Raw genomic sequence first — 25,122 nt, forward strand, 5'->3', positions numbered from 1 at the left:
CTTTTGGTTACTTTTCTTTACGAGCGAGTAAAGAAAAGTGACATCTCACACGTTCTAAAACGGCAACACCGCCCAGCCGCGACAGCAGCTAGAAGCATCAAAACCCCGCCCACAAAAGACACCCCCGCGTCAGCGGGGCTAGAAGCCTAGAAACGCCTCCATGCGCATAAACGACCAACTACGCACAGCCGCGTCAGCAGCCAAAGACCCTGGCAAAAGCTGAACACAAATATAACCCCTTACCTCCCCACATACCCCTCAGGCAAAGTCACATTCCCCTGCACCACAGCAGCATTAGCAGAAACCACATAGACCGGCGTCTCCGTCAAGGCCAGTGCAACCTGCCCATTCGAATAAGCCACGGAAGCCGCATTCCCCATCATATCCAGCACCGTCACCTGCCCGCTGGACCCAGGCGCATCCACCTGCAAGCTATAAGCAACGCTATACGTCACGCTAAACCCCGTATTTGCACTCCAGTTGGCATTGTCATGCGCCCACAATGCCGTCACCACGTTGCCATTGTTGAGCCGCTGGAATGCATACCCATAAACCCCGAACGGCAGCCCCTTGAGCGGCCCCAGCGTATTGGTGCCGTCGATCAGCCGGGTCATCGCCGCTACTACCATCGCCGCGGGCTTCGGACTGATCTTGGCGGGGCCGTAGGTGCCTTGCGGGTTGACCAGGTCGAAGAACAAGCCGTAGCCAGCAGGGTCGGTGGGGATGTCGGTGGCGTAGAACATATAGGTCACGTCCGCGCCCTCTCCCAGCAGTATCAGGTGCGTGCGGGCAATCACCGCGCCGTGCGCGTACAAGACGTTCTGCGTCGGGTAGTTGGCGCCATAAGCGGAACCGAGGTCGTAGCTGATCCCGGTCTCGGTGACGAACAGCCGCGCGCCGCGCTTGAGCTGGGTGGCAACAGCATGGCGCAGCTCGCGCATGGCGGCCGGCAGGGCGTTGGCGGCGTTGGAGGGATCGCTGTTGCCGACCAGGCGCTCTGGCGGATGCGATGGCGAAGTGCCTACGTCGTAGTAGCCGTGCGCCGTCACGCCGTCGAGATACTGGGCAAAGCCCAGCGGCGCCAGCCGGTTCAGCCAGACGGTGTTCTCGCGCACCATGGCGTTGGTGGTGCCCATGATCACCGCGCTCGGGTCGGTGCTGTGGATGCCCTGGAAGGTGGCCTTGTACATCGCGGTGAAGTTGGCATCGGTATCCAGCCACGGCAGGCCGCCGTTATAGTCGGGTTCCCAGGTCACCTGGTAGTAGTTGGCCGACTGCGCGGGGAAATACCGGGTCCGCACCGTGTTCGACTCCTGCCCCACCCGGCTCATGTAGTCCTGGTAGGCCGGCAAGGATTTCGGCGCGTAGCTGTGGGTAGCCACGCCGGTGGGGCTCGCCCAGGCGGGGATGCCGTCGAGCTGGATCAGCCGCATCAGGTCGCCGGGCTTGAAGTACGAGGCGAGGTGGTCCACCGCGGGGTTGAAGGTGTTGGGGCCGTTGGGCTCTTCTACGTACCAGTTGCGGTTGTCGTTGACCCACGACAAGCCGAGCGCGGGATAGAGCGGACGATAGCCGTCGCCATCGCAGCAGCCTTGCCCGGGCAGCAGGTAGGCCGCGCCTTGCCCGCCGAAGCGATGCAGGTCCTGGTTGGCGTAGCTGACCGCCGGCAGCACGGAAGAGACGTTGGGCAGCACGCCGAACGTCGCAATGCCGCTGGGCCGCGTGCCGCGTGCGAGCAGCGAGCCTGCGCCGGAGGCCAGGCTGGCCGATCCGGCAAAGTAGCCTGACACCGTGGACGTGCAGTTCAGCGTCGACACGATCGCGCCTGCGGCGACCGGGAACTGGCCGCTGGCACGTACCTTGTTCCAGGTGTCGGAGATCTGCCAGTTCACCGTGTCCGCGCTGCCGGCGCGGGTGGTCACGCTCAGCGGGAAGGTACTGCCCGAGGCGAACATCCGCGTGCCGTCGCCCCCCGGGGTATCCATCTCGATTGCATCGCCGCCGCCCGCCGCCGCTACGCTGCCGGCAGGCGCGGTGCAACTGAGCGTGCCGCTGCCTGTGGGCGTCACAGGCGTGGTCGGGGTGGTGGGTGTCGTGGGCGTTGTGGTGCCGGTGTCCTCATATGAACACGTCTTGCCGAAACCGGGCGCGGGGTCTCCGAACACGCCGTTGTTGCAGGCCACGCCATTGGTGAAGGTCAGGGTGACGTACTGCGTAGCGGTCCCGTAGCGGACCTGGCGCGTGCCGGTAAAGCTGCAGAAGCCGTTCTCCGAGCTGCAGGCAACCCAGGTGCTGGTGCCGGGGGGCGTCGTCGGACTACTCGTGCCGGAGTCGTACCAGCAACTCTTGGCAAACCCGGACGCGGGGTCTCCGAACACTCCGTTGTCGCAACTGGTGCCGCCGGTGAAGGTCTTGATGACGTACTGCGTATCGGTGCCGTACTTGACCTGGTGGGTGCCGGTGAAGGCGCAGGTCTGGTATTCCGAGGCGCACAGCGTCCAGGTGACGGCCGCTGGCTGCAGGGTTGCGGGGCTTGCGCTGGTCGCGCCGCCCCCGCTTTCGCCGCCACAGCCCGCGATGGCAAGCAACAGCAGCAACAAGATGCCGGCGCGCTGCAAGGCAACACGTATCCAAGGGCTCCCCGCAGCCGGGGCTGGGTTCGGGCTGGTAAGCGTCGACATGGCTTCCCCATCGTTTGGCCTGCGTCTGGTCAACGCGGGCGCAACAGTAACGCATGGACCCCGTAGGTCCCCGAATGAATGGAAAACTGGCGGGCGCTGTCCGCCGTTGCCGGCGAAGCGCCGGGCGGCGTCGGACGCGCCCTGCTTGTGCAGCCCCTGGCCGAGGCGTTTCATCGGTGATGCTCCTGGCGCGGCCAGCCAAAGGATGACGGCAACGCAAGGCATGTGGGACGCGCGGCCTGCAAAACTTGCCGCGGCGGGGTTGAGTGAGCCCTCCGGCATAGCTGGCAGGGTCCGGGCCGAACGAAGCCTGGCGCACCATTGTGGTGAGCGCGCCGGATACAAGTTTACCCGCACGCCCCTGGCTATGGCCGCCAAGATTTAGTGTTTATCGGACGAAGGCGGGGCCGCAGGCAAGGCCAGTTCGCGGCGCGTGGACGGCGCTCTCGCACCAGGCGGTGCGCCGGCGGCACCAGTGCCACTAGTGCACTAGCGGCAAATCACCGGGGCGTAATACGGCGAGTAGTGCCAGATGATCTGCTGGAATGGAGCATGGCGTCCGTAGGCCACCGTGCACAGCCCGAGCAGGGCAACGCCGGCGATCAGGCATTTGCCCAGCCGCTTCGGCGCGCCGTGGCAGGCGCGCAGCACCCAGAAGGCAACGCCGCCGCCCAGAAGCCACCCGGCAATGACCTCGGCCGGGGTATGCGCGCCCAGGCGCACGCGGCTAAAGCAGATCAAGGCCGCTAGCATCAAGCCGAGCACGAAGCCTGCCCGGCGCCATGACGCCCGGAAGCTGCGCAACAGCAACCCGAGGAACACGGACCACACCGCCGACGAGAGCATCGCGTGGCCGCTGATCACGCGCATGTCGAAACGCTCCAGCACCGTGCCGCAGCCGGTGTGCAGCAGCTTGCTGGCCAGCACCAGCGCCGCGGCCGCCGCCAGGCACAGGGCCCAGCGCAGCGCCACCCGCCACCCGGTGCTTTGCAGCAGCCACAGGCCGGTGGTGAGCGCCAGCGGTAGCGTCACGGCGGCATCGCCGAGGTCTGTGATCCGGTACCAGTTCATCATGTCTTTCGTCAGCTTGCATAAGTGTGCAGGCGAGCTCAAAGCGGATCTCGCCATCGATGATGCTTCCGACTTCCCATTGAATCCTGTTGGCCACAATGTATGCCCCTCGCGCGAGGCCAAGGCGGCGGGATGCATGCGCTGTCGGAATACAGCGAACTGTTGGCAGATGGCGCTCGCTGCGCAGCGATACGCTGGCTTCGCCAAGGCTGGCTCCGGGACCATGCCGTGCGGCAGGAGCTGCGCGCGCCAAGGCAACCGACCGGCAGGACTCCAAGCCTTTCAAACCAGACGACGGGGGTAGTTTCATGCTCAAGATCAGGAAAGCCGTATTCCCGGTGGCCGGCCTCGGCACGCGATTTCTGCCGGCGACCAAGGCCAGCCCGAAAGAGATGTTGCCGGTAGTCGACAAGCCGCTGATCCAGTACGCCGTGGAAGAAGCGATGGCCGCGGGAATTACCGAGCTGATCTTCGTGACGGGGCGCAGCAAGCGTGCCATCGAGGATCACTTCGACAAGTCCTATGAGGTCGAGGCCGAACTGATGGCGCGCGGCAAGCAGCAATTGCTGGACCTGGTGCGCAGCATCAAGCCCGCCCACGTGGATTGCTTCTATGTGCGGCAGGCAGAGCCCCTGGGACTTGGCCACGCGGTGCGCTGCGCCAGCAAGCTGATCGGGGACGAGCCCTTCGCCGTGATCCTCGCCGACGATCTGCTGGACGCGCGCACGCCCGTGCTCAAGCAGATGATCGAGGTGTTCGACCACTATCACAGCTCCGTCATCGGCGTGGAGGAGATCGAGCCGCAGGATTCACGCTCCTATGGCGTGATCGACGGCAAGCCTTGGGACGACCGCATCTTCAAGATGTCCGGCATCGTGGAGAAGCCCGCGCCGCAAGCCGCACCGTCCAACCTTGGCGTGGTGGGGCGCTACGTGCTGATGCCCAGCATCTTTGAGTTCCTGAACACGCTCAAGCCGGGCGCCGGCGGCGAGCTGCAGCTCACGGACGCCATCCAGGCGCTGCTGGCCCGCGAGCAGGCGCTGGCCTACCGCTATGAGGGACGCCGCTTCGATTGCGGCAGCAAGCTGGGCTACCTGAAGGCTACCGTGGAGTTCGCGCTGCGCCACGCTGAAGTCGGCGCGCCGTTCGCGGCGTACCTGCGCACCGAATGCGCCATCGTCGCGCAAGCCCTGGCGCACGGCAACGACCAACTGGCGGAGGCGGTGATCGTAACGCCCGAAGCGCAGACCGATGTGCAAGCCGACGTGCAAGCCGACGTGCAGGCCGAAGCGCAAACCGAGCGCGATGCGCGCTTGATTCCGCTGGCCGCCTGACCCACCCCGGCGCGCAGCACCGGGGCCGTCGCCAAGCCGGCCCCGGTCAGCGGAAATATGCCCTTGTGTTCTCGTGCACCTCGCCATGCGCCAGCAGCTCGGCCGGCGTCATCCAGCAGTACTCGCTGTGCTGGTCAGGTTGCCCGAGCGGCGCGCCGCCGGGCATGGTCCACGCATAGGCGAGCACCACGTAGTGCGTGGAGATGCCCGGCTCTGCGGCGAAGTTGTCCGGATAGTGATGTTCGAACACGCCGCGCGGCACGGCATCGCCACGCTCGACCCCGGTGAGGCCGAGCTCATCCGCCACGATGCGCCGGAACGCGGCATCCAGGCCCTCGTCCTTGCGGATACGCCCGCCTGGCACGAACCATGACCCTTTCGCCGGCCGGTTACGGCGCCGGCCAAGCAACACCCGGCCTTGCACATCGGTGACGAGCAGGTCGATCGAGACCAGGGGGGTGTTAGCAACCACAGAGAGGAAATCCGATCTGGCAAGCATTGCGCGCGACTCCAAAATCGAAAGACTACCATCTGCTTGAACCTGCTTGAATCTGCTTCGATCCGCGTCATCCCGTGGCAAGCGTGCTGCCCAAAAAAGAATAGCGCCGGCATGCATGTCGCGCGGAATCCGGGAACATGTCGTTCCGCCCGGGGGCTGGACCGAAACCCGTCGACACGACCCTGCCGGCGCAGAAAGACGCCTCGCCCACCGGGGGATAGGCGAGGCGCAAAGCACGGGCAAGTGGGTCAGACCTGTCCGCGACGTATGGAGCCTACCCGTGGCCGCGTGATTCGAAAGTGGGCTAGCGCACCAGGCGTTGCGCCCGGCGAACTAATGGCGGATGGCGACTGCCTGGCGCACCGGACGTCGGCAATGCCTTAAAAATCTGCCGCCGCTGCCGTTATTTCACTTGCGGCCAGCAATCACTGGCCACGCGCCAGACTGCGCCACCGCGCAACGATGCCCAGGAATTCCTATGCAATACGACCCGATACAGCTTGCCCAGCTCGGCTGCATCCTCATGGTAGTGCTGTGCACGGCACTTGCAATCCGGCACACCCGAAAGCAGACCCGCGTCGACCATCACATCTCCGAACTGGAGCGCCAGCTCCGCGAGCGCGCGCCAAAGCGCCACGACACGACACGACGGGTGAAGCGCACATCTTCGGGTAGCGCCATGGGTTGGGCGCACCGCCCGGCGGCATGCGCCCCCACGATGCACACCGCGCCGGAAATTGACGCGAGAACAGCGGGGGAAAATAGGGGCTTTTCCCCATACGATGTCTTATCGAGAATACGTATGATCCGTCGCGTGACAAGTCGCAGCGCATAAGTTCTTAAATCCGACAGCTGGACCACGAGCGGCTTTGCCGCCTGGTACGACTTGATTGCCGGTCTTCGCAGCGTGACTCCGGTTTGCCCACAACGGCCATAGAGCCAACGGGGCAGGAGCAACGTGGTGTGGATGTCGCGGGGTGTAAAAAGCCATTCTTCGGAATGGCTTTTTTTATGGGACTGCCGCATTGGCTTTGCACGGGCGTGATTGGCCCGCCACCCGGTGCCGTCCATTGTGCACATCGGCAGGCGTCCTTATATACTCCGCCAGATCATCAAGCGCCCGCACGGGCCGGGAGAGCTGGCGTGGATCGACTGCAGGCCATGAAGACCTTCGTCACCGTGGTGGAGACCGGCGGCTTCACCGCCGCCGCGCGCAAGCTGGACATCTCGCTATCGGTGGTCAGCCGCATCGTCAACGAGCTGGAAACGCACCTGGGCGTGCGCCTGCTGACCCGTACCACGCGGCTGGTCCGCATGACCGACACCGGCGCGGCCTACTTCGAGAACTGCCGCCGCCTGCTGGGCGAGATCGATGAAGCCGAGCTGGCAGCCTCTGGCGCTCATGCGGCGCCGCGCGGCCAGCTTGCCATCACGGCTTCCGTGCTGTTCGGCGCCGCCTACGTGATGCCGATCGTCACCGAATACCTGAACCGCTACCCGGAGGTCGACGCGACCTGCCTGTTCCTGGACCGGATCGTGAACCTGGTCGACGAAGGCATCGACGTAGGCATCCGCATCGGGCAGCTGCCGGATTCGTCGCTGCAAGCCGTGCGCGTGGGCCAGGTGCGGCGCGTGGTGTGCGCGGCGCCGTCTTACCTGGCCAGGCACGGCGTGCCGCAAACCCCGGACGACCTCGCCAGCCATGCCACCATCCTGCCCAATGGCGCAAACAATGCGGCAGAGTGGCGCTTCAACAGCGACGGTACTCCCGTCGTCACCCGGCTGCAACCGCGCCTGACAACCACCACCAATGACTCCGCGATTGCTGCCGCCGTGTCCGGCTTTGGCGTCGTGCGGCTGCTGTCGTACCAGGTGGCCAGGCAGCTGCGCGACGACTCGCTGCGCATCGTGCTGGCGGACGTGGAACCGCCGCCCCTGCCCATCAACGTGATCCACCGGGAGGGCCGCCATGCCACGCGCAAGGTCCGCGCCTTCCTGGACCTCGCCATCGAAACGCTGCGCGCGGACAGTACGCTGAACTGACCGGCCCGCTGACGGGGGCGCCAAGCGCCCCGATTCTTCTCGCAACGAGAATAGTCCCTTCTCGCCGGGGCCGTTTTTCGTGCCTCGGGACGCACCTATGATCCATCCAGGCACACGGACCGGACACGGCGCAGGCAGGCCTTCTCCCGAGAACCCTTCGGACAGTGTGCTAGCCGCCACCGGGCGGCGTCATTTCCCAAACACGCCGAGGATCACCGCCATGCAAGTCTATTTCCACCCCCTCTCCGGACACGCGCACCGCGTCCGCCTGTTCCTGTCGCTGATCGGCGCCAATGCCGAAGCGATCGAGGTCGATCTGGCCAAAGGCGCGCACAAGGCACCTGAATTCCTCAAGCTCAACCCGTTCGGCCAGGTGCCCGTGCTGGTGGACAACGACACCGTGATCACCGACTCCAACGCCATCCTGGTGTACCTGGCCAAGACGTTCGGCAAGACGGACTGGCTGCCCGAATCGCCCGCTGGTGCCGCCGCGGTACAGAAATGGCTGTCGGTCGCCGCCGGCGAGATCGCCTACGGCCCGGCAGCCGCGCGCCTCATCACCGTGTTTGGCGCCCCCTACAACGCCAAGGAAGTGCTTGCCCGCGCGCACGTCATCCTCAAGCGCGTTGACGACGTGCTTGCCAAGGGCAAGTGGCTGGCCGCCGCCCACCCCACGCTGGCCGACGTGGCGCTGTACAGCTACATCGCCCGAGCGCCCGAAGGTTTTGTCGACCTGTCGGACTACGCCAACGTCAAGGCCTGGCTGCAGCGCATCGAAGCCCTGCCGGGCTTTGTGGAGTTCAAGACGACGCCGGCCGGCCTCGCCGCCTGATCAGGACTCTGGCCTGGACCTGCCTAGGCCGGCCACCGAACGTCGTACAGGAAGGAGCACCCACCATGTCCGCCCAAGCCCGTCCATCCACGCAAGCCACCCATGCCCCCGCGCAGCCCTGGCACGCCGGCGAGCGTAGCCTCCAGGCACGCGCAGGCGTTGCCGGGCGCATGGAGGATGTCGGCCAGCGCGTGGTGCGCGACTACATGCCCGACCAGCACCGCGAGTTCTTCGCGCAACTGCCGATGGTGGTGCTGGGCGCGGTCGCGCCGGATGGCCGGGTGTGGGCGACGCTGCGCGCCGGGCAGCCGGGCTTCCTGCACTCGCCGGATGCCACCACGCTGAACATCGCCACGGCCCGCGACCCCGCCGACCCGGCGGATGCCGGCATGGAAGACGGCAGCGCCATTGGCCTGCTGGGTATCGACCTGCTGACACGCCGGCGCAACCGCATGAACGGTACAGCGCGGCGAGGCAGCGACGGCGTGCTGCGGATCGACGTGGGGCAGAGCTTCGGCAACTGCCCGCAGTACATCCAGAAGCGCGTGTTCGAATTCACGCGCACGCCCGGCACGTCTGGCATGCGCCCCCCGGCGGCACCGCACCACTTCACCGCGCTAGATGCGCGTGCGCGCGCGCTCATCGGTTCGGCGGATACGTTCTTCGTCGCGTCCTACGTGGACCTTGAAGATGGGGAGCGCCAGGTGGATGTGTCGCATCGCGGCGGCAAGCCCGGCTTTGTCCGGATCGATGCGGACGGCGGTCTGACCATTCCTGACTTTGCCGGCAACCTGTTCTTCAACACGCTCGGCAACTTCGTGGTCAACCCGATCGCCGGCCTCGTCTTTACAGACTTCAACACCGGCGAACTGCTCCAGCTCTGCGGCAAGGCCGAGGTCATCCTGGACTCGCCAGAGATCGCCGCCTTCCAGGGCGCGGAACGCCTGTGGCGCTTCATGCCCGAGCAGATCGTGCGCCGCGACGAGGCCCTGCCGCTGCGCTGGCTGCCACAAGCGCACGGCGCATCGCCGAACTCGCTGATGACCGGCAGCTGGGAACAAGCCGCCGACCGCCAGCGCGCCGCGGCGCTGGCCAACGCATGGCGGCCATTGCGCGTCGCGCGCATCGTCGATGAAAGCAGCGTGGTCCGGTCCTTCCACCTGGAACCCACTGACGGCGTCGGCCGCGTGGCGCACCTGGCCGGCCAGTTCCTGCCGATTCGGGTCACGCTGGCGGGCCATGCGCAGCCGGTGATGCGCACCTACACGCTGTCGGTGTCGCCGGCCGACGATGTGTACCGCATCAGCGTGAAGCGCGAAGGCACGGTGTCACGCCACCTGCACGACAATCTCAAGGTAGGCGACCTGGTCGAAGCCCGCGCGCCGGCCGGCGCCTTCACCATCGACGCCGCCGAGCGCAGGCCGGCCGTGCTGCTGGCCGCAGGCATCGGTGTCACGCCGATGCTCGCCATGCTCCGCCAGATCGTCTATGAAGGCCTGCGCAAGCGCCGGGTCCGCCCGACGTGGTTCTTCCACTCGGCTCGCACCTTGGCCGAGCGCGCCTTCAGCAAGGAGCTCGCCACGCTCACTGAGAGCGCCGGCGGCGCGGTGGAACTGGTGCGCCTGCTGAGCGACCCGAAGGACGCCACCCGGGTCAAGGACTATGACGTGTCCGGGCGCATCGACATCGACACGCTGCGCAGCCGCCTGCCCCTCGATGACTATGACTTCTACCTGTGCGGGCCAACCGCGTTCATGCAATCGCTCTACGATGGCCTGCGCGCGCTCAACGTCGCCGATTCACGCATCCATGCGGAAGCCTTTGGCGCGTCCTCGCTGGTGCGCAAGCGCGACGCCGGCAGCACGGCCGCACCCGCCGCCAAGCCCGCGGTGCAGCCCGTGCCTGTCACCTTCGTGCAATCGGGCAAGGAAGCTCGCTGGACGCCGGGCGGCGGCTCGCTGCTGGCGCTGGCCGAGCAGCGCGGCCTGGCGCCGGCCTTCGGTTGCCGCGGCGGCAGCTGCGGCTCGTGCAGCACGCGTGTGCTGCAGGGCACGGTGGCGTACGCCGAGGCGCCGGAGTTCAACGTGGCGCAAGGCGAGGCGCTGATCTGCTGCGCGGTCCCGGCGGCGGTGGATGCCGACGGCAACAATGCCATCGTGCCGCTGCAACTGGATCTTTGAGCGGTCAGCCCTGGGCGTTGCGCGGGGCATGCTGGAACCTTCCAGCGGCCTTTAGCATTTCAACCAAGCCTTCCGGCCACACGGTCTCGCTGGTGGAGGCCACGTCCGCCTCCGCCCCTCACCTGTGGTCCGCGATTGCCTGACTGTCGCGATCACCTTCAGCTACCTGCCCTGACCGGGCCGGCACGCTCGACCGATACCTCCCGGGCATCGGTCGAGCAATTCCGCCATCTTTCGCGGGCGGCCTGGTTTGACTACGCTCCAGGCATGGATGGCCGGGGACTGAGAAATGCCCGGCAGCCCTTGCCAGTACTGGCAGCGGGCCATGTGCGCAACAGCAAACAAAGCGGGCCGCCTCAACCCAAACAATCTACAAAAGTTGTTTTTGTATATATTTTCGCTTAGCATGGACCAACGATCGCGCAACAGCGATTGCCAATTCCAACCCTAGAGAGACAGGAAATCCGATGCGCTACGTCCGCTTTATCCTTGATGGCAAGAAACACCTGGGCGCCCGCGAAGGCGACAAGATCCGCATCCTGGGCGAGGCATCGCTCGAGTCGCTGCTGGCCGCCGGTGTGGACCTTGAGACCTACGCGTCGCAGCAGACCGGCGGCCGGTTGGTGTCGGAAGCCGACATCACGTTCCTGCCCGTGGTCGAGCATCCCGCCAAGATCTTCTGCATTGGCCTGAACTACGCCGACCACACCAAGGAAAGCAAGTACGAGCAGCCGAGCTATCCGACCATCTTCCCGCGCTACGACACCAGCCTGGTCGGGCACGACCAGCCCATCATCCGCCCGCGCGTGTCGGACTCGCTGGACTATGAAGGCGAACTGGCCGTGGTGCTGAAAAAAGGCGGCCGCCACATCGCCAAGGAAGACGCGCTCGACTGCATCGCCGGCTATGCGCTGTTCAACGACGGCTCGGTCCGCGAATACCAGTTCCTGTCGCCGCAATGGACAGTGGGCAAGAACTTCGATGCCACCGGCGCGTTCGGCCCGGAACTGGTGACCACCAGCGAAGTCCCGGCCGGCGCCAAGGGCCTGCTGCTGGAAACACGCCTGAACGGCGAGGTGGTGCAGTCCGCCACCACCGATACGATGGTCTTCGACATCGCCACGCTGATTTCCGTGATCAGCGAAGCCATCACGCTGGAGCCGAGCGACGTGATCGTGACCGGCACCCCCAGCGGCATCGGCTGGGCGCGCGAGCCCAAGCTGCTGATGCGCCCGGGCGACGTGTGCGAAGTGTCGGTGACCGGATTCGCGCCGCTGCGCAATACGATTGCCGACGAAGCCGAGGCAACCGGGAACGTCAAGGCAGCCCTCGCCGCCTGACGCGACCAGCGGAAGAGACAAATGGAACAAGACAATGAGGCCGCCCGGCGCGACCCCGCCGTGCATTCGCTCGACCACTACGCCCTGACGGTGCCGGACCTAGGCGTCGCGGAACATTTCCTCAGCGCGTTCGGGCTGACAGTCGTCAGGCAAGACGGCGAGCTGGAAGTGCTGGCACAGGACGAACGGGTCTGGGCCCGGATCTTCCCGGGCGAGCGCAAGGCCCTCGCCTACCTGAGCTTCAATTGCTTCGAGGGGGATCTCGAAGGCATCCGCGCGAAACTGCTCGCCGCCAACGTGACGTTTGCCAGCGACGCGGCTCACGCCACCGCGCAAGGGCTGTGGTTCTACGACGCCGATGGCAACCTGATCCAGGTCAAGGTCGGGCCCAAGACCTCGCCCAACTCGAAAAGCCCGCTCAAGAACATCCACGGCCCCGCGGACGTGCGGGGCGCGACCTTCCGCAACCGGGTCGGCAAGGTCCGCCCGCGGCGCCTGTCGCACGTGCTGCTGTTCACGCCGGACGTCTCCCGCGCGCTGGCGTTCTACAACGATGCGCTAGGCCTGCGCCTGTCCGACCGCTCCGGCGACGGCATCGCCTTCACCCACGCGCCGCACGGCTGCGACCATCACCTGCTGGCCTTCGCCAAAAGCTCGGCGCGCGGCTGGCACCATGCCGCATGGGATGTCGCCAGCGTCGATGAAGTCGGCCAGGGCGCGGGGCAGATGGCGGTCGCAGGTTATAAGGAGGGCTGGGGCACCGGGCGCCATGTGCTGGGCTCGAACTTCTTCCACTACGTGCGCGATCCCTGGGGCTCGTTCTGCGAGTACTCGGCGGACATCGACTACATCTCCGCCGGCCAGCAGTGGCCGGCCGGCGATTACCCGCCGGAAGACGCGCTGTACCAGTGGGGGCCGGACGTGCCGCCGTACTTTATTCATAACACCGAGGCCGAGTAGCAGCGCCAGTCGTGCCGCGAACACCATGACGGGCGGATCAGTCCGCCCGTCATGGTATTCCTCCTCTTGTCAGCCACCGTCCCCGCTATACCGCCCCCGCTATACCGCAGCCACCTTCCTGGCACCCGCCTTCCCAGCCCCCGCCGCCTTCTGCGCTGCCAAATACGCCATGACGAGATCCGTCGTCACCTGGAAATGCGCATGAAGCAAGCGGCACGCCGTGTCGGCGTCGCCCTTCACCGCAGCCTCGACGATGGCCTCGTGCTCCGCCATGACATCGCGCTTGCGGCCTGACTTCGGGATGTTCATCGACAGCAGCCGGTACCTGGCGGTCTGGTCGCGGAGCAAGGCGGAGAAGCGGCGCAGCCATGGCGACTCGCATCCCGCCACCAAGGCCGCATGGAAATCCGAATGGGCATCTTCCCAGTCCGGGTTCATCTGGCGCCCTTCGCCGGGCAGGTAAAGCGGAATCCGCTTGAGGCGGTGGTGGGCGGCAATGAGCTGCCCCTCCCACTCCACGTTGGCGCAGGCGATGGCGTCGCGCAGCGCTTGCGTCTCGATCTGCTGGCGCACGCGGGTGATGTCGAGCAGTTCGCTCTCGGAGAGCTCGGCAACGCGAAAGCCCTTCTGGTCGATGGCGACGACGAAGCCCGTGGCGCACAGGCGCGACAACGCCTCGCGCAGGGGGATCACGCCCGCCTGGTAGCGCTCGGAGAGTTCCTTGAGCCGCAGCTTGCTGCCGGCGGGCAGCTTGCCCTGGATGATCTCTTCCCGGACCGTGAGTTCGAGAATGGACGCCCACGTGCGCCCGCCCGTGTCCGTGGCGCCGGGTTCGGCGACGTCTGGCATTGCGGTGGTGTGCCCGTTGGTTGAGGTAGCCAAGTCAGCCCCGTTTCATAGATATTCTGCATTTTATCTATTTTTCAGGGCCGCCCGTGCGTGGGCGGCCCTGATGATGCACGGGAATAGCGGCTTCGGTCAGAAGATGTGCTTTATCCCAAGCATGGCGCCGAGCTGGTTGCCGCCCGGTGCGGCATTGCTGCCCGGCGAGCCGGAGCTGACGGACAAGCCGAGGTTGCCGCGGTTGTCGATAAAGCCGGCGGTGCCGTAGACGGAGGTGCGCTTGGAGAAGGCGTAGGTAGCGCGCGCGGCGTACAGCCAGGCCTTGTTGGCGCTGTTGTGATAGCGCAGGTAGAAGGCTTCGCCGTCCACGCTGAACGCAGGCGTGATCGCGTATGACGCACCGGCGTACCACAGGTCGCTGCGTGGCGTCGGGCTGCCGTCGTTGTCGCGCCGGATCAGGCCGCCGCCGATCTTGGCCTTGCCCACGTTGGCGTAGCCGTTGACGGACAAGCGGTCGTCCTTCAGGCCGCTGCTGGTCAGGCCGCCGAACGCACCCGGGCCGCCCCGGATGGAATCGTAGGCCGCGCCCACGCCCCAGGCGCCGGTGTCGTACTTCAGCAGCGCGGACCATTCGCGGCAGGCGCGCTTGTCAGCGGGATTCTCGCCGCCGCAGTTGGTGCCGGACGGGCTGGGGCCGGCATTGACTGCATCGCGCCCGAAGCTGTAGGTGCCGCCGATGGTCACGCCGCCGAACGTGCCCTTGTACGACACGGCATTGTCCGCCCGCGCATTCGGCAGGTAGCTGTCGAGCGTCGACGTGCCGAAGGTGTTCGGGCCGAGCATGTCCGCTTCCAGCGTCGACCAGAACAGCATCGTGTACTGCCGCCCGAACGCGACCTGGCCCCAGGCGCCCGACAGGCCGACCCATGCCTGCCGGCCAAACAGCCGGTTGCCCTGGTTCGACGTACCCGAGTCCGGGGCAAAGCCGGACTCCAGCGCGAACAGCGCCTTGAGCCCGTTGCCGAGATCCTCGGTGCCGCGCAAGCCCCAGCGCGACGGCACGGTGCCGGCCAGGCTGTTCATTCGCGTCACGCTGTCCTTGTTGGCGCCGATGTGGTTGACGTACTCGACGCCGGTATCGATGACGCCGTAGAGCGTCACGGATTGCGCCTGCGCGAGCGCGGGAATCGCGGCAACGCAAGCGGCCGCTAGCCATCCGGTTTTCATTGGTCTCCTCCGTTGGTTGATTTTCTTGTTTGATGCATCGGGCTTCGACGTGGCCTGATCCGCCAGCGGTTTGCTCCCCCTGAAATGGAAGAGCAACCAGGGGAGAGGGCGGGCGCTGGCTCGAAGTGCAGTGCCTCGCTCTTGCGAATGCCCGCCCTCTCCCCCACCCCTCTCCCGCGAGCGGGAGAGGGGAGTTACGCCTGTGGCAGGTTTTGATCGAGCGTCGTTGCTAGGCTGCTGGTGAGGCCTGCGCGCTATGCGCTGCTGCTGCCGCCTCGCTGCGGCCGGTGGCCAGCGCCAGCACCGGCCCGGCGCCCGCCGAGGCGTCGCCGCGCCATGCCACGTGATGATCCGGACGAATCAGCACGAGCTCCGCGCCATAGAGCGAGCGGGCCGCGTCGTCATCCACGCGAACCACGTCGAGTTGCATGCCGCTGCGCTGCGCGGCTTGCGTCCATGCGCCGGTATCGGACTGCGTGAATGCCAGCAGCGTGAAATCCCGGCCGAACAGGTCGAACAGCACCTTGCCGCCGACCACGGCGTGCGGCGCGCGGGCGCCCGGGTAGGCGCTGGGCACATAGCGATTGGGATCGTCAGGCGGCGGGGTGGCGGCATCGCTCGCCACGATCGGGCTGCCGGCGTAGCGCACGCCCAGTTGCAAACCCGGGATGTTGAACTCCTTGCTCACATGGCTGGCCAGCGCCTGGCCCAGCGCGGCGCGTGCGCTCTCGCCTGCAGGGCCTGCCGCGCTGACTTCCGCGCCGACCCGGATATTGCCGATGCTGTCTGCCATCCGCCGCGCAAAGGCTGTGTTGCGCAGTGCGATGGGCCGGCGCTCGGCGTCGTACGTGTCGAGCAACGCGGCCGGCGCGGCACCCTGTGTCACCGCGGCGAGCTTCCAGCCGAGGTTGACGGCGTCATCGATGGAGGTGTTGTAGCCCATGCCGCCGGTCGGCGTGAACAGGTGCGCGGCGTCGCCGGCCAGGAACATCCGGCCCGACGACATGCGGTCCGCCACCAGCGTGTAGCCGGCCACCCAGGGCATCATCGCGATCAGGTTGAAATCAAAGCTGGCGCCGACCACCGCGCGCGATACCGCAGCCGGGTCGATGTCCTGCGCATCGCGGCCGGCTTCGAGCTGGATGGCCAGCAGGAACGTCTCCACGCCATCGATCGCGATCAACAGGCCGCGCTGCTGCGCGTTCACGGCCCAGTACTGCCATGCGCGGTCCTTGCCCAGCGCCGCATAGAGATCCCTGGAGCGGAAGTAGATCGACAGCATCTGCCCGCCAAAGAAGTCGCGCTGCTCGCCGCCCTGCCCGGAGTACGCAATCCCCAGCGACTTGCGCACCAGGCTGCGCGGGCCATCGCAGCCCACCAGGAAGCCTGCCTTGACCTGCCAGCGCGCGCCGCCGTCGGCCGGCATCACGTCGACAGTGACACCGTCATCCGTTTGCGCGACCGCCATGGCCTGGTGGCCGAGATGCAGCTGCACGCTCCCGTAGCTAGCCGCCTGCTGGCGCAGCACCGGCTCTATATACATCTGCTGCGCGCGGTGCGGCAGCTCAGGCGTGGGCCAGGCAGCGTCGCCATAGTCGCCAACCGAGGCGCGGGACCGGGCCTGCTCGCGGGACGGGATCTTGAACCGGGCCAGCTCGACGCCGCAGAGCTGCGTGCGATAGACCACGTCCTGTGGATGCGCCGGGGGCAGGCCTAGCGCGCGGATGGCTTGGGCAAAGCCACGGCGGCGGTAATGCTCCATCGTGCGCGAAGACGTCGCGTTGGCCTTGGGAAAGGCGGGTGGATCCAGGTCATCTTCCAGCAGCACGCAACGCACGTTGCGGCATCCCAGTTCGATGGCCAGCATGAGCCCGGCCGGGCCGCCGCCGATGATGGCGACGTCGGTTTGCACTGTCTTCACGATGGGTCTTCCAATCAGTTTCCAATCAGTTGATGGTGGCGCCGGTGCGCTTGACCATGTCCGCGTAGCGCGGCGTGTCCTTGCGCATCCATTCGGAAACCTGTTCGCCGGTGCTGCCTGCCGGCACAAAGCCGAAGGTGGCCATCTTGGCCTTGACCTCGGGCGTATCCAGCGCCTCGCGAACCGCCTTGCCGATGGCGGATACGCGCTCCGGCGGCGTACCGGCAGGCGCCAGCAGCGCAACCCAGGTCGAGGCCTCGATGCCGCGCGGGCCGCCGGCCTCCTCGATCGTCGGCACCTCGGGCAAGGCGATGGAGCGCTTGTGGTCCGCCACCGCCAGCACGCGCAGCTTGCCCGCCTGGATCAGCGGGCCGGCCGTGGCGTACGAGCCCAGCGCCCAGGTCACCTCGCCATTGGCCACGGCGGTATAGAGCTGCGCGGTGTCCTTGAACGGCGCGTGCAGCATCTGCGTGCCAGTGGCGGCCTCAAGCTGGGCGGCGCCCAGGTGGCCGGGGCTGCCAACCGCCCATGAGCCATACGACACCACATTCGGGCCGGCCTTGGCGGCACTCAGGAGCGCGGGGATGGACTTGATGGGGCTGTGCGATGAGACCACAACGAAAAAGGCAGTCCGGTACAGCCCGGTGACGGGCACGTAGTCCTTCACCGGGTCGTAAGGCAGTTTCTTGAACAGGCTGGGATTGATGGCCAGGTGGCCTACGTCCGCGATGCCCAGCTCGTACCCGGTGGCGGGCGAGCGGCGGGTGGCCTCCATGGCGATGAAGCCGTTGCCGCCCGGGCGGGCGTCGACGATCACCGGCTGGTTCCAGTCCCGGCCGAGCCGGTCGCCAATCATGCGGGAGACCGCGTCCGGGCCGCTGCCTGCCGGGAACGGGCTGAGCAGGCGGACTGGCCTGGCAGGGAATGTCTCGGCGTGTGCCGGCAGCGCGCTGAGTATGCATGCAGCCGCGACAGCCGCCGCGAGGGGGCCTCGAATCATCTGTGTCTCCATTTGGTTTTATCTGGTTTTGATGTTTGTTTGACTGGATACTAGATGCGCCATGCGGATGCTGAAAGATGGCAAAATCACTCCGTCGATGCCTACTGGTTATCACCGTCAACTACCCCGGCCTAAAGGCCGGAGCTTGCAAAGGCAACTGAACAAGCTCGGGTTGACCAGGCAAAGCGGTAACCAACCCGCTACGTTGCGAATAGGTGCAAGGCCAACGTTGGGATGCTTCCTCAGTCCCAACCTCTTGAAGCTCCGGTTGCAGACAAGCGACAGGGTAAGCACGAAACGGATCGGGGCAGATCGCCGGTTCGCAACATTGCCGAGGGGAGACCTCCCAACGGGAGGCGTCACCAGGCCCGTAAGGGCAGCTTTTAGGAGAGATTGCCTTGGCAGTCTTTGTGTTAGACAGGAGCGGCAATCCGCTCATGCCCTGCAGTGAGAAGCGGGCGCGGCTGTTGCTGGCGCGGATATGGTTATTCACTCGTAGCGCAATCCACGAAGGAGAGCGGGCACAGGGGCGACGCTTCGCGTCGCGCGCTATCCCTCACCGGCCTGAAGGCCGATGTTTCCCGCGCGAACTGATGAAACTGCATCACCTGCGCGATTTCATCGCCATCGCGGAAACGCGAAGCGTCAGAGGCGCCGCCCGCAAGCTCGGGCTGTCCCAGCCCGCGCTGACTCGCAGCCTGCAAGAACTGGAAGGCGAACTCGGCACGCCCCTGCTGGAGCGGCACGCCAGGGGCGTCAGCCTTACCGCCATCGGGCAGGCGTTTTTCAGTCGCATGCACTCGGCGATGGAGGACATCAGGCGGGCGCAGGATGAGGTGGCGCAGCTGCTCGGGACGCAAACGGGCGCGGTCTGCGTTGGCCTGTCGAGCGCGGTGTGGCTGGGCATGGCGGCCGAAGTCCATACGGCCTTCCGCAAGCAATACCCTGGCATTCGCTTGCGCATGGTCGAAGGCTTCTTCTCCACGCTGGAAGCAAGGCTGCAGGATGGCACGCTGGATTTCTGCATCTGTCCGCGGCCGGTACGTGCCATCGGCGATGCGTACCAGATCCAGTTGCTCTTCCAGAACGAGCGCCTCGTGGTTTGCCGCAAAGGCCACCCCATGCGCGCAGCGAAGCGGCTCAAGGAACTGGTGGACGAAGAGTGGATCCTGACCGGCGTGCGCGAACGCGTCGAAGCCGAGTTCGAGGAACTGTTCAGCAGCCATGGCCTGAGGACACCCGTGGCCATGACGCAGGCGGAATCCATGGTCGGCGTGGCAGTGCTGCTCGGCTCGACCGACGCGCTGGCGGTGCTGCCCAGGCAATGGGTCAACTCGCCGTTGCTATCCCACGTGATCGAGGCGATCCCCATCAAGGAACGCATCGACGGCCCCGATATCGTCCAGATTTCGCGGGCCGGGGTCCCGCTCACGCCGGCCGCGCAGCACTTTGCCACGCTGTTCGAGCGGGCAGCGGGGCATTACGCTGCCCGCTCGAAGTAGCGGGTCTTCTGTCCTCTCCTGATCAATAAGTATTGAACATGCGCTGGAGCTCGCGCGGTTCGGAGGTCTTCGTCAAGCCCAGCATCAAGAGGATGCGCGCCTTCTGCGGATTGAGCGTGTCCGAGACGACGAAGCCCTGCTTGTCGTCATCCACCTCGCCGTTGCGGGCCACAATGCCCTGGCCCACGCGGGACGAGCGCACGATGGTGACGCCCTTGCCGTGCGCGGCAACGAGTGCCGGCAACATCTTGGTCGACACGCTGCCATCGCCGACGCCGGCATAGACCACGCCCTTGCTGCCTGCCCCGACGAATGCGTTGAGCGCCGAAGGCGTGACCTCCGCGTAGCTGTAGGCGATATCGACCCGCGGCAAAGCGGTGAGGTTCGTCACATCGAACTCCGAGTCAGCCGTGTTCTTGCGGGTGGACACATGATAGAACTCCGTCCTGCCCCCCTGAATATAGCCAAGCGAACCCAGTTCCGGCGCCTTGAAGGTGTCCACCGTAAAGGTATTCGTCTTGGTGACGTCCCTCGCCCCGAGGATGTGATCATTCATCACGACCAGCACGCCCTTGCCGACGGCGTTCGGACTCGCCGCCACGGAGACGGCGTTGTAGAGGTTCAGGGGACCGTCCGCGCTATGGGCGGTGGAAGGCCGCATCGAGCCAGTCAGCACGACCGGCTTGCGGCTCTTCACCGTGAGGTTGAGAAAGTACGCCGTCTCCTCCATCGTGTCGGTGCCGTGCGTGACCACCACACCCGCCACGTCGGGCTGCGCCAGTGCCGCATTCACTTTCTTGGCCAGGTTGAGCCAGTGATCGACATCCATGTCCGAGCTATCGATCTGGTAGACCTGCTCGCCGCTGATATTGGCCACCTTGCGCATTTCCGGCACCGCATCGACCAGCCGCTCGATTGCCACCTTGTTGGTCGAATAGCCAACGACCGTGGTCTTTTCCGCCCCTGTTTCCGCGATAGTGCCTCCCGTTGCGAGGATCACGACGTGCGGCAGCGACTTCGTCGCCGCGGGCATGGGTTGGGCCTGGGCTTGCGCCTGAGCACAGTGCATTGTCGAAAACGCGGCAATGACGACAAGCGACCGAATATGGAAAGCGGCTTTCATTTCTGTTCCCTGAATACGTGAATGTCTGAGCGGCTGGCCGGCCTCGCATCGAGTCGGGTCGAGTCGGCCATGGTGTTCTCCGCCACCATGCCTTGCGGCACCCGGAGAACACCGGTGAGGATCGACTGACAGCAGCCACGCTGATCCAGGCTCGGGGAATGCGCCAAGCGGATGCCAGCAGTCTTGAGCGGATAGTAGGAGGCGCAAAAAAGGACGTGATGCTGGTACCGCATGCCGTCATGCGGATAAGGCATAGATAGGGTAAACGCTAGCCACTGCGCAGGATCGGAGCGGATAGCCTTCCGTGCAGTCGCATCACCGCCGGAGGCATGGACATGGAAGTCAAATGGATCGAGGACTTCATTGCCCTCACGCAGTACCAGAGCTTTTCACGCGCGGCGGAGATCCGCAACGTCACCCAGTCGGGCTTCAGCAGACGCATCCAGGCGCTCGAGCAATGGGTGGGCGCCGACCTTGTCGACCGGAGCACTTACCCCCCCACCCTCACGCCCGCCGGGCGCCTGTTCGAGGAAGCGGCGGACGACGTCCTGAGCAAACTGGTCGATACGCGCGCCATTATCCGGTCCGAACATCGCATGCCAGGACCCGGCCTTCAGATCGCGGCCGGACACACGATATCCCTGAACTTCCTGCCGGGCTGGTTCAACGCCGTGCGCAGGCATGTCGGCGACCTGCGCGCGCGCGTGATTCCCACCAATGTGCATGATTCCGTGCTCACCCTGGTCAATGGCAATTGCGACCTGATGTTTGCTTACGACCACCCGGGCCTGCCCTTGCACCTGGACCCGGTCAGGTACCCGTATCTGACCGTGGGACAGGATACGTTCATGCCCGTCAGCAAGCCCAACCAGCGGCTGGGGCCCTTGCATCGGCTGCCGGGTACGCCCGGCCATCCCTTGCCATTGATCTCCTATACCAGCACGAGCTATTTCGGCCGTTGCCTCGCCCTGTTGTTGAGCCGTGCCGACAAGCAGCCCGTGCTCCGCCTCGACTATGAGTCGGATATGGCGGAGGTGCTCAAAAAGATGCTGACGGCGGGAGAAGGCATTGCCTGGCTACCGAAAAGCTCGATCGAGGCAGAGCTGGCCTCCGGGGCCCTGGTCCCCGCCGGCGGCCCGTCCTGGTCCATCGACCTGGATCTTCGCGTGTACCGGAACCAATACAACCGCAACGAACTCCTCGATGCGCTCTGGCGCTATCTCAGCACGCTCTGAGCGCGCAGGAGCGGGGCGCACGCTCGTTTACCCGAACTATGCGCCGCTGGCATGAGGGCTTGCGGGACTCGCATCACGGGGCCCGCTCCCTTTCGTAGTATCCGTCCATGCACTGACCGCACCGGCCTCCCAAGCCAGGCCCAGGTTTCACCGGAGGGCCGGCGCCGTGCAACAGGCCACGGATTCAGCCCCGGTTGATTCCGGCATGAGACCTCACTGGACGGAGCAAAATGAAAAACCGCCTCACCGCTTATATCCTCGCCGGCATGGTGCTCGGCATCGCCGTCGGCTACGCCTGCCACAAAATGGCGCCGGACGCCGACTCGGCCAAAGCCATTGCCGGCTATTTCTCGATCATCACCGACATTTTTCTCCGCCTGATCAAGATGATCATCGCGCCGCTCGTGTTCGCGACGCTGGTCTCGGGGCTGTCCGGCATGGAAGGGACCAGCGATGTGCGCCGCATCGGCATGCGCTCGGTGGGCTGGTTTGTCTGCGCATCCCTGATGTCACTCACCCTCGGACTGATGCTCGCCAACCTGCTGCAACCCGGCGCGGGCCTGAACCTGACGCCGAGCAGTGCCGATGTCGCGACGGGCCTGAATACGGCTGGCCTCAACTTCAGGGACTTTATAACCCACGCCTTCCCGACCAGCCTTCTCGACGCGATGGCGCGCAACGACATCCTGCAGATCCTGGTCTTCTCGGTGCTCTTCGGTGTCGTGCTCGGCGTGCTCAGGAACGACCCGCGAGTGACGCCGCTTGTGCGCACCGTCGATGCGCTGGTGCCCGCGATGCTCAAGCTCACCGACTATGTCATGGCGCTCGCGCCGATCGGCGTATTCGGCGCCATCGCATCGGCCATCACCCTGCACGGGCTCGATGTGCTGACGACCTACGGCAAGCTCATCGGCAGCTTCTATATCGGACTCGCCGTACTCTGGGCCCTGCTGATCGGTGTCGGCCATGCCTTCCTGGGCCGCCCGATCTGGGCGCTCCTGAAGGCCGTGCGCGAACCGGCCATGCTCGCGTTCTCCACCGCCAGCAGCGAGGCAGCGTATCCGCGTCTGACCGAGAAGCTCGAGGCGTTCGGCGTCGACAAGAAGGTGGTTGGTTTCACCCTGCCCCTGGGCTATGCATTCAATCTCGACGGCTCGATGATGTACCAGGCGTTTGCGGCGATCTTTATCGCGCAGGCGTTCGGCATCGACATGCCGGTGTCGCAACAGATCCTGATGCTGCTGGTGCTGATGGTGAGCAGCAAGGGCATGGCGGGCGTTGCACGGGGCTCGGTGGTGGTGGTTGCCGCCGTCGCGCCGATGTTCCACTTGCCGCCGTCCGGCGTCGTGCTCATCCTTGCGATCGACCAGGTACTGGATATGGGGCGTACCGCAACCAACGTCATCGGCAACAGCATCGCCACCGCGGCCATTGCGAAATGGGAGACGCGCCGGGCCACGCGCAGCGAGGAACAAAGCTTCGACAGCTTGCAGGGTGAAGTGAAATGACTACGATACCCGCGGCGCAAGGCCGCCGCTCCTTTGGCGTGATCGGTGGTCTTGGTGCACTGGCTAGCGCCGACGTGTTCTTCAAGCTGATCAAGTCGACGCCTGCACGCAACGATTCGGAACACTTCGACATCGTCCTGGAGCAGCATCCGTTCCGAAACGCGAACCTCACCACGGCCGCGACCACGGAGCGCAAACTGTACATCTTCGACATGATTCGCGCCTTCGAGCGGCGCGGCATCGATGCAGTGGTGCTGCCCTGCTTTCTCAGCCACACCTTCATCGACGAACTGGCGGCGAACTCTCCGCTCCCCATCATCGATATGATGGAGGCGCTGCACAACCATGTGCGGCGCAAGTTCCCGACGCTCCGACGCGTGGGGGTGCTCGGGTCGGACTACACGCGCGGCAAGCATCTATTCGAGCGCTACTTCGCCAGCCCGGAGTTCGAGGTATTGCACCCACGGATCGAAGGCGGCGTGGATCGCGTGACGCGCGCGGTGTATGACGCCGACGGCATCAAGAGCGGAAACTTGCGTGGCCGCCCTATCGAACTGTTGCGCGATGCCTGTCGCGACCTGATCGGCCAGGGCGCGCAACTGATCCTGCCCGGCATGACCGAGATCTCCCTTGTGCTCGACGAAATCGGGCCCCTGCCGGTGCCGGTTGTCGACTCGAATCTCGCCTATGCGCAGTACGTGGTTTCAGGTCAGTATGCGGCGCCCGGGAAACAGTTCAAGGTCGGCGTGGTGGGCGGCGTCGGTCCCGCTGCTACCGTCGACTTCATCCAGAAGATCGTTCGCCATACGCCCGCGGCGCGCGACCAGGACCATATCAAGCTGCTGGTCGAGCAGAATCCGCAAATTCCGGATCGCACCGAGAACCTCGTTGGCGAGGGACCCGACCCGACGATTTCCTTGTATGCCACTTGCAAGAAGCTGGAGGCGGGAGATGCCGACATCATTGCCATTCCGTGCAACACGGCGCATGCCTTTGTCGAGCGCGTGCAGCCCTATCTCAATATCCCGATCGTCAATATGCTGACGGTCACGGCGGAGTTCTTGCGCAAGACGTTTCCAGGCCTGCACAAGGTCGGCGTACTGGCCACTTCCGGCACGGTGGCCAGCGGCGTGTACCAGAAAGCCCTTGAAGCCCATGGTTTCGAGCAGGTCGTGCCAGGCCCCGGTCTCCAGGCTCGCGTGATGCGTGCCATCTACGGTCCTCATGGTGTCAAGGCCGGCTTTACGACTGGTGAATGCGTCGACGACCTTGTCGCGGCGGTCGAGGAAATGGCGGCCCGCGATGTCGGAATCGTCGTCCTGGCTTGCACCGAATTGCCCTTGCTCCTGCCACAGGCGGAAATGCGCTGTGCCAACGGCCGCGTCATCACGCTGATCGACCCGACGGATGTGCTGGCAAGGCACTGCGTCGCCTGCGCGATGGGTGACGCCAAGCCCAATCCGTGAGCATCAAGCTGAGCTGACAGGTGAAGTCGGGCAAGCCGTGTGACCCGCCCCCAGGCGGGTCACACCCAAACCTGCTGGTAGGTGAGTTGCCTCGTTCCTGCAAGCGCCCGCCCTCTCCCCCGGCCCCTCTCCCACAAGTGGGAGAGGGGAGAAAACCGGCAGGAGAGTTGGGACATCGATTCGGTTCGGCCGTGATTCCCGCCAGTCAGGCGGGAATCACCCCAGCGCGATGCGAAGCGAGCCGTCAAGGTGTGCAGAGGACGTATGGGGCGCCTCGGGATTCGGCGAAAAGAGCGGAAAAGAGGGACCCATGTCTGAGTATCGCCTTAAGGCGATGCGAGTTTGGGTCCCGGCCGC

The 25,122-nt window shown here is 65.5% G+C and carries 18 protein-coding genes; 10 read left to right on the forward strand and 8 right to left on the reverse strand.

The annotated features are described in order from the left end of the window. Positions 1-239: 239 nt before the first annotated feature. Positions 240-2,681: a hypothetical protein gene (locus tag ACYP5B_RS43050; protein ID WP_459573668.1), complete on the reverse strand. Its 2,442-nt coding sequence runs from the start codon at positions 2,679-2,681 to the stop codon at positions 240-242. A 489-nt stretch (positions 2,682-3,170) separates the two neighbouring features. Further along, entirely contained in the window at positions 3,171-3,755 is a 585-nt protein-coding gene (locus tag ACYP5B_RS43055) for a phosphatase PAP2 family protein (protein ID WP_459573669.1), read from the reverse strand. A 305-nt stretch (positions 3,756-4,060) separates the two neighbouring features. On the opposite strand from ACYP5B_RS43055, the gene galU reads away from it, so the two are divergent. Further along, positions 4,061-5,086, forward strand: a complete 1,026-nt coding sequence (gene galU, locus ACYP5B_RS43060) for a UTP--glucose-1-phosphate uridylyltransferase GalU (protein ID WP_400092952.1) — start codon at positions 4,061-4,063, stop codon at positions 5,084-5,086. 46 nt (positions 5,087-5,132) lie between these two features. On the opposite strand, the gene ACYP5B_RS43065 is transcribed toward galU, so the two are convergent. Further along, positions 5,133-5,585 carry a GDP-mannose mannosyl hydrolase gene (locus tag ACYP5B_RS43065; protein WP_459573670.1) on the reverse strand — a complete coding sequence of 151 codons (453 nt, stop codon included), beginning with the start codon at positions 5,583-5,585 and terminating at the stop codon, positions 5,133-5,135. A gap of 1,143 nt (positions 5,586-6,728) precedes the next feature. Here ACYP5B_RS43065 and ACYP5B_RS43070 point away from each other — a divergent pair. The 5 genes from ACYP5B_RS43070 to ACYP5B_RS43090 all read left to right on the forward strand — a co-directional run bounded on the left by ACYP5B_RS43070 (position 6,729) and on the right by ACYP5B_RS43090 (position 12,940). Further along, positions 6,729-7,628 (forward strand): LysR family transcriptional regulator, encoded by a 900-nt coding sequence (locus ACYP5B_RS43070; protein ID WP_459573671.1) that lies wholly within the window; start codon positions 6,729-6,731, stop codon positions 7,626-7,628. A 220-nt stretch (positions 7,629-7,848) separates the two neighbouring features. After that, positions 7,849-8,460 carry a glutathione S-transferase family protein gene (locus tag ACYP5B_RS43075; RefSeq protein WP_459573672.1) on the forward strand — a complete coding sequence of 204 codons (612 nt, stop codon included), beginning with the start codon at positions 7,849-7,851 and terminating at the stop codon, positions 8,458-8,460. Positions 8,461-8,525: 65 nt separating this feature from the next. After that, on the forward strand, positions 8,526-10,640 hold the full coding sequence (locus ACYP5B_RS43080; RefSeq protein ID WP_459573674.1) for a 2Fe-2S iron-sulfur cluster-binding protein: 2,115 nt from the start codon (positions 8,526-8,528) through the stop codon (positions 10,638-10,640). A gap of 467 nt (positions 10,641-11,107) precedes the next feature. Continuing rightward, positions 11,108-11,980: a fumarylacetoacetate hydrolase family protein gene (locus ACYP5B_RS43085; RefSeq protein WP_459573675.1), complete on the forward strand. Its 873-nt coding sequence runs from the start codon at positions 11,108-11,110 to the stop codon at positions 11,978-11,980. A gap of 21 nt (positions 11,981-12,001) precedes the next feature. Beyond that, a complete protein-coding gene (locus ACYP5B_RS43090) occupies positions 12,002-12,940 on the forward strand; it encodes a VOC family protein (RefSeq protein WP_459573677.1) in 939 nt (312 codons plus the stop codon). 99 nt (positions 12,941-13,039) lie between these two features. Here the strand turns inward: ACYP5B_RS43090 and ACYP5B_RS43095 are convergent, their stop codons facing one another. The 4 genes from ACYP5B_RS43095 to ACYP5B_RS43110 form a co-directional block, all read right to left on the reverse strand. Beyond that, positions 13,040-13,822 (reverse strand): GntR family transcriptional regulator, encoded by a 783-nt coding sequence (locus ACYP5B_RS43095; RefSeq protein WP_459573678.1) that lies wholly within the window; start codon positions 13,820-13,822, stop codon positions 13,040-13,042. A 96-nt stretch (positions 13,823-13,918) separates the two neighbouring features. Beyond that, a complete protein-coding gene (locus ACYP5B_RS43100) occupies positions 13,919-15,010 on the reverse strand; it encodes a porin (RefSeq protein ID WP_459573679.1) in 1,092 nt (363 codons plus the stop codon). A gap of 229 nt (positions 15,011-15,239) precedes the next feature. Then, positions 15,240-16,931 carry an FAD-dependent monooxygenase gene (locus ACYP5B_RS43105; protein ID WP_459573680.1) on the reverse strand — a complete coding sequence of 564 codons (1,692 nt, stop codon included), beginning with the start codon at positions 16,929-16,931 and terminating at the stop codon, positions 15,240-15,242. Between the two features lie 25 nt (positions 16,932-16,956). Beyond that, positions 16,957-17,931, reverse strand: coding sequence for a Bug family tripartite tricarboxylate transporter substrate binding protein (locus ACYP5B_RS43110; RefSeq protein ID WP_459573681.1), 975 nt, complete (start codon positions 17,929-17,931; stop codon positions 16,957-16,959). A 593-nt stretch (positions 17,932-18,524) separates the two neighbouring features. Between ACYP5B_RS43110 and ACYP5B_RS43115 the strand changes: the two genes are divergently transcribed. Then, complete coding sequence (locus ACYP5B_RS43115) at positions 18,525-19,433, forward strand: LysR substrate-binding domain-containing protein (RefSeq protein ID WP_318234412.1); 909 nt, start codon at positions 18,525-18,527, stop codon at positions 19,431-19,433. Positions 19,434-19,455: 22 nt separating this feature from the next. On the opposite strand, the gene ACYP5B_RS43120 is transcribed toward ACYP5B_RS43115, so the two are convergent. Further along, positions 19,456-20,502, reverse strand: coding sequence for a type II asparaginase (locus ACYP5B_RS43120; protein WP_318234459.1), 1,047 nt, complete (start codon positions 20,500-20,502; stop codon positions 19,456-19,458). Between the two features lie 389 nt (positions 20,503-20,891). Here ACYP5B_RS43120 and ACYP5B_RS43125 point away from each other — a divergent pair, with 389 nt between their 5' ends. From ACYP5B_RS43125 to cuyB, 3 genes are all read left to right on the forward strand, one after another. Next, complete coding sequence (locus ACYP5B_RS43125; protein WP_459573689.1) at positions 20,892-21,791, forward strand: LysR substrate-binding domain-containing protein; 900 nt, start codon at positions 20,892-20,894, stop codon at positions 21,789-21,791. Positions 21,792-22,021: 230 nt separating this feature from the next. Beyond that, a complete protein-coding gene (locus ACYP5B_RS43130; protein ID WP_400098670.1) occupies positions 22,022-23,299 on the forward strand; it encodes a dicarboxylate/amino acid:cation symporter in 1,278 nt (425 codons plus the stop codon). Then, entirely contained in the window at positions 23,296-24,765 is a 1,470-nt protein-coding gene (gene cuyB, locus ACYP5B_RS43135) for a cysteate racemase (protein WP_459573683.1), read from the forward strand. The genes ACYP5B_RS43130 and cuyB overlap by 4 nt, the downstream gene beginning before the upstream one ends. The last annotated feature ends 357 nt before the right edge of the window (positions 24,766-25,122 follow it).

The organism is Cupriavidus sp. 8B, assembly GCF_054589115.1.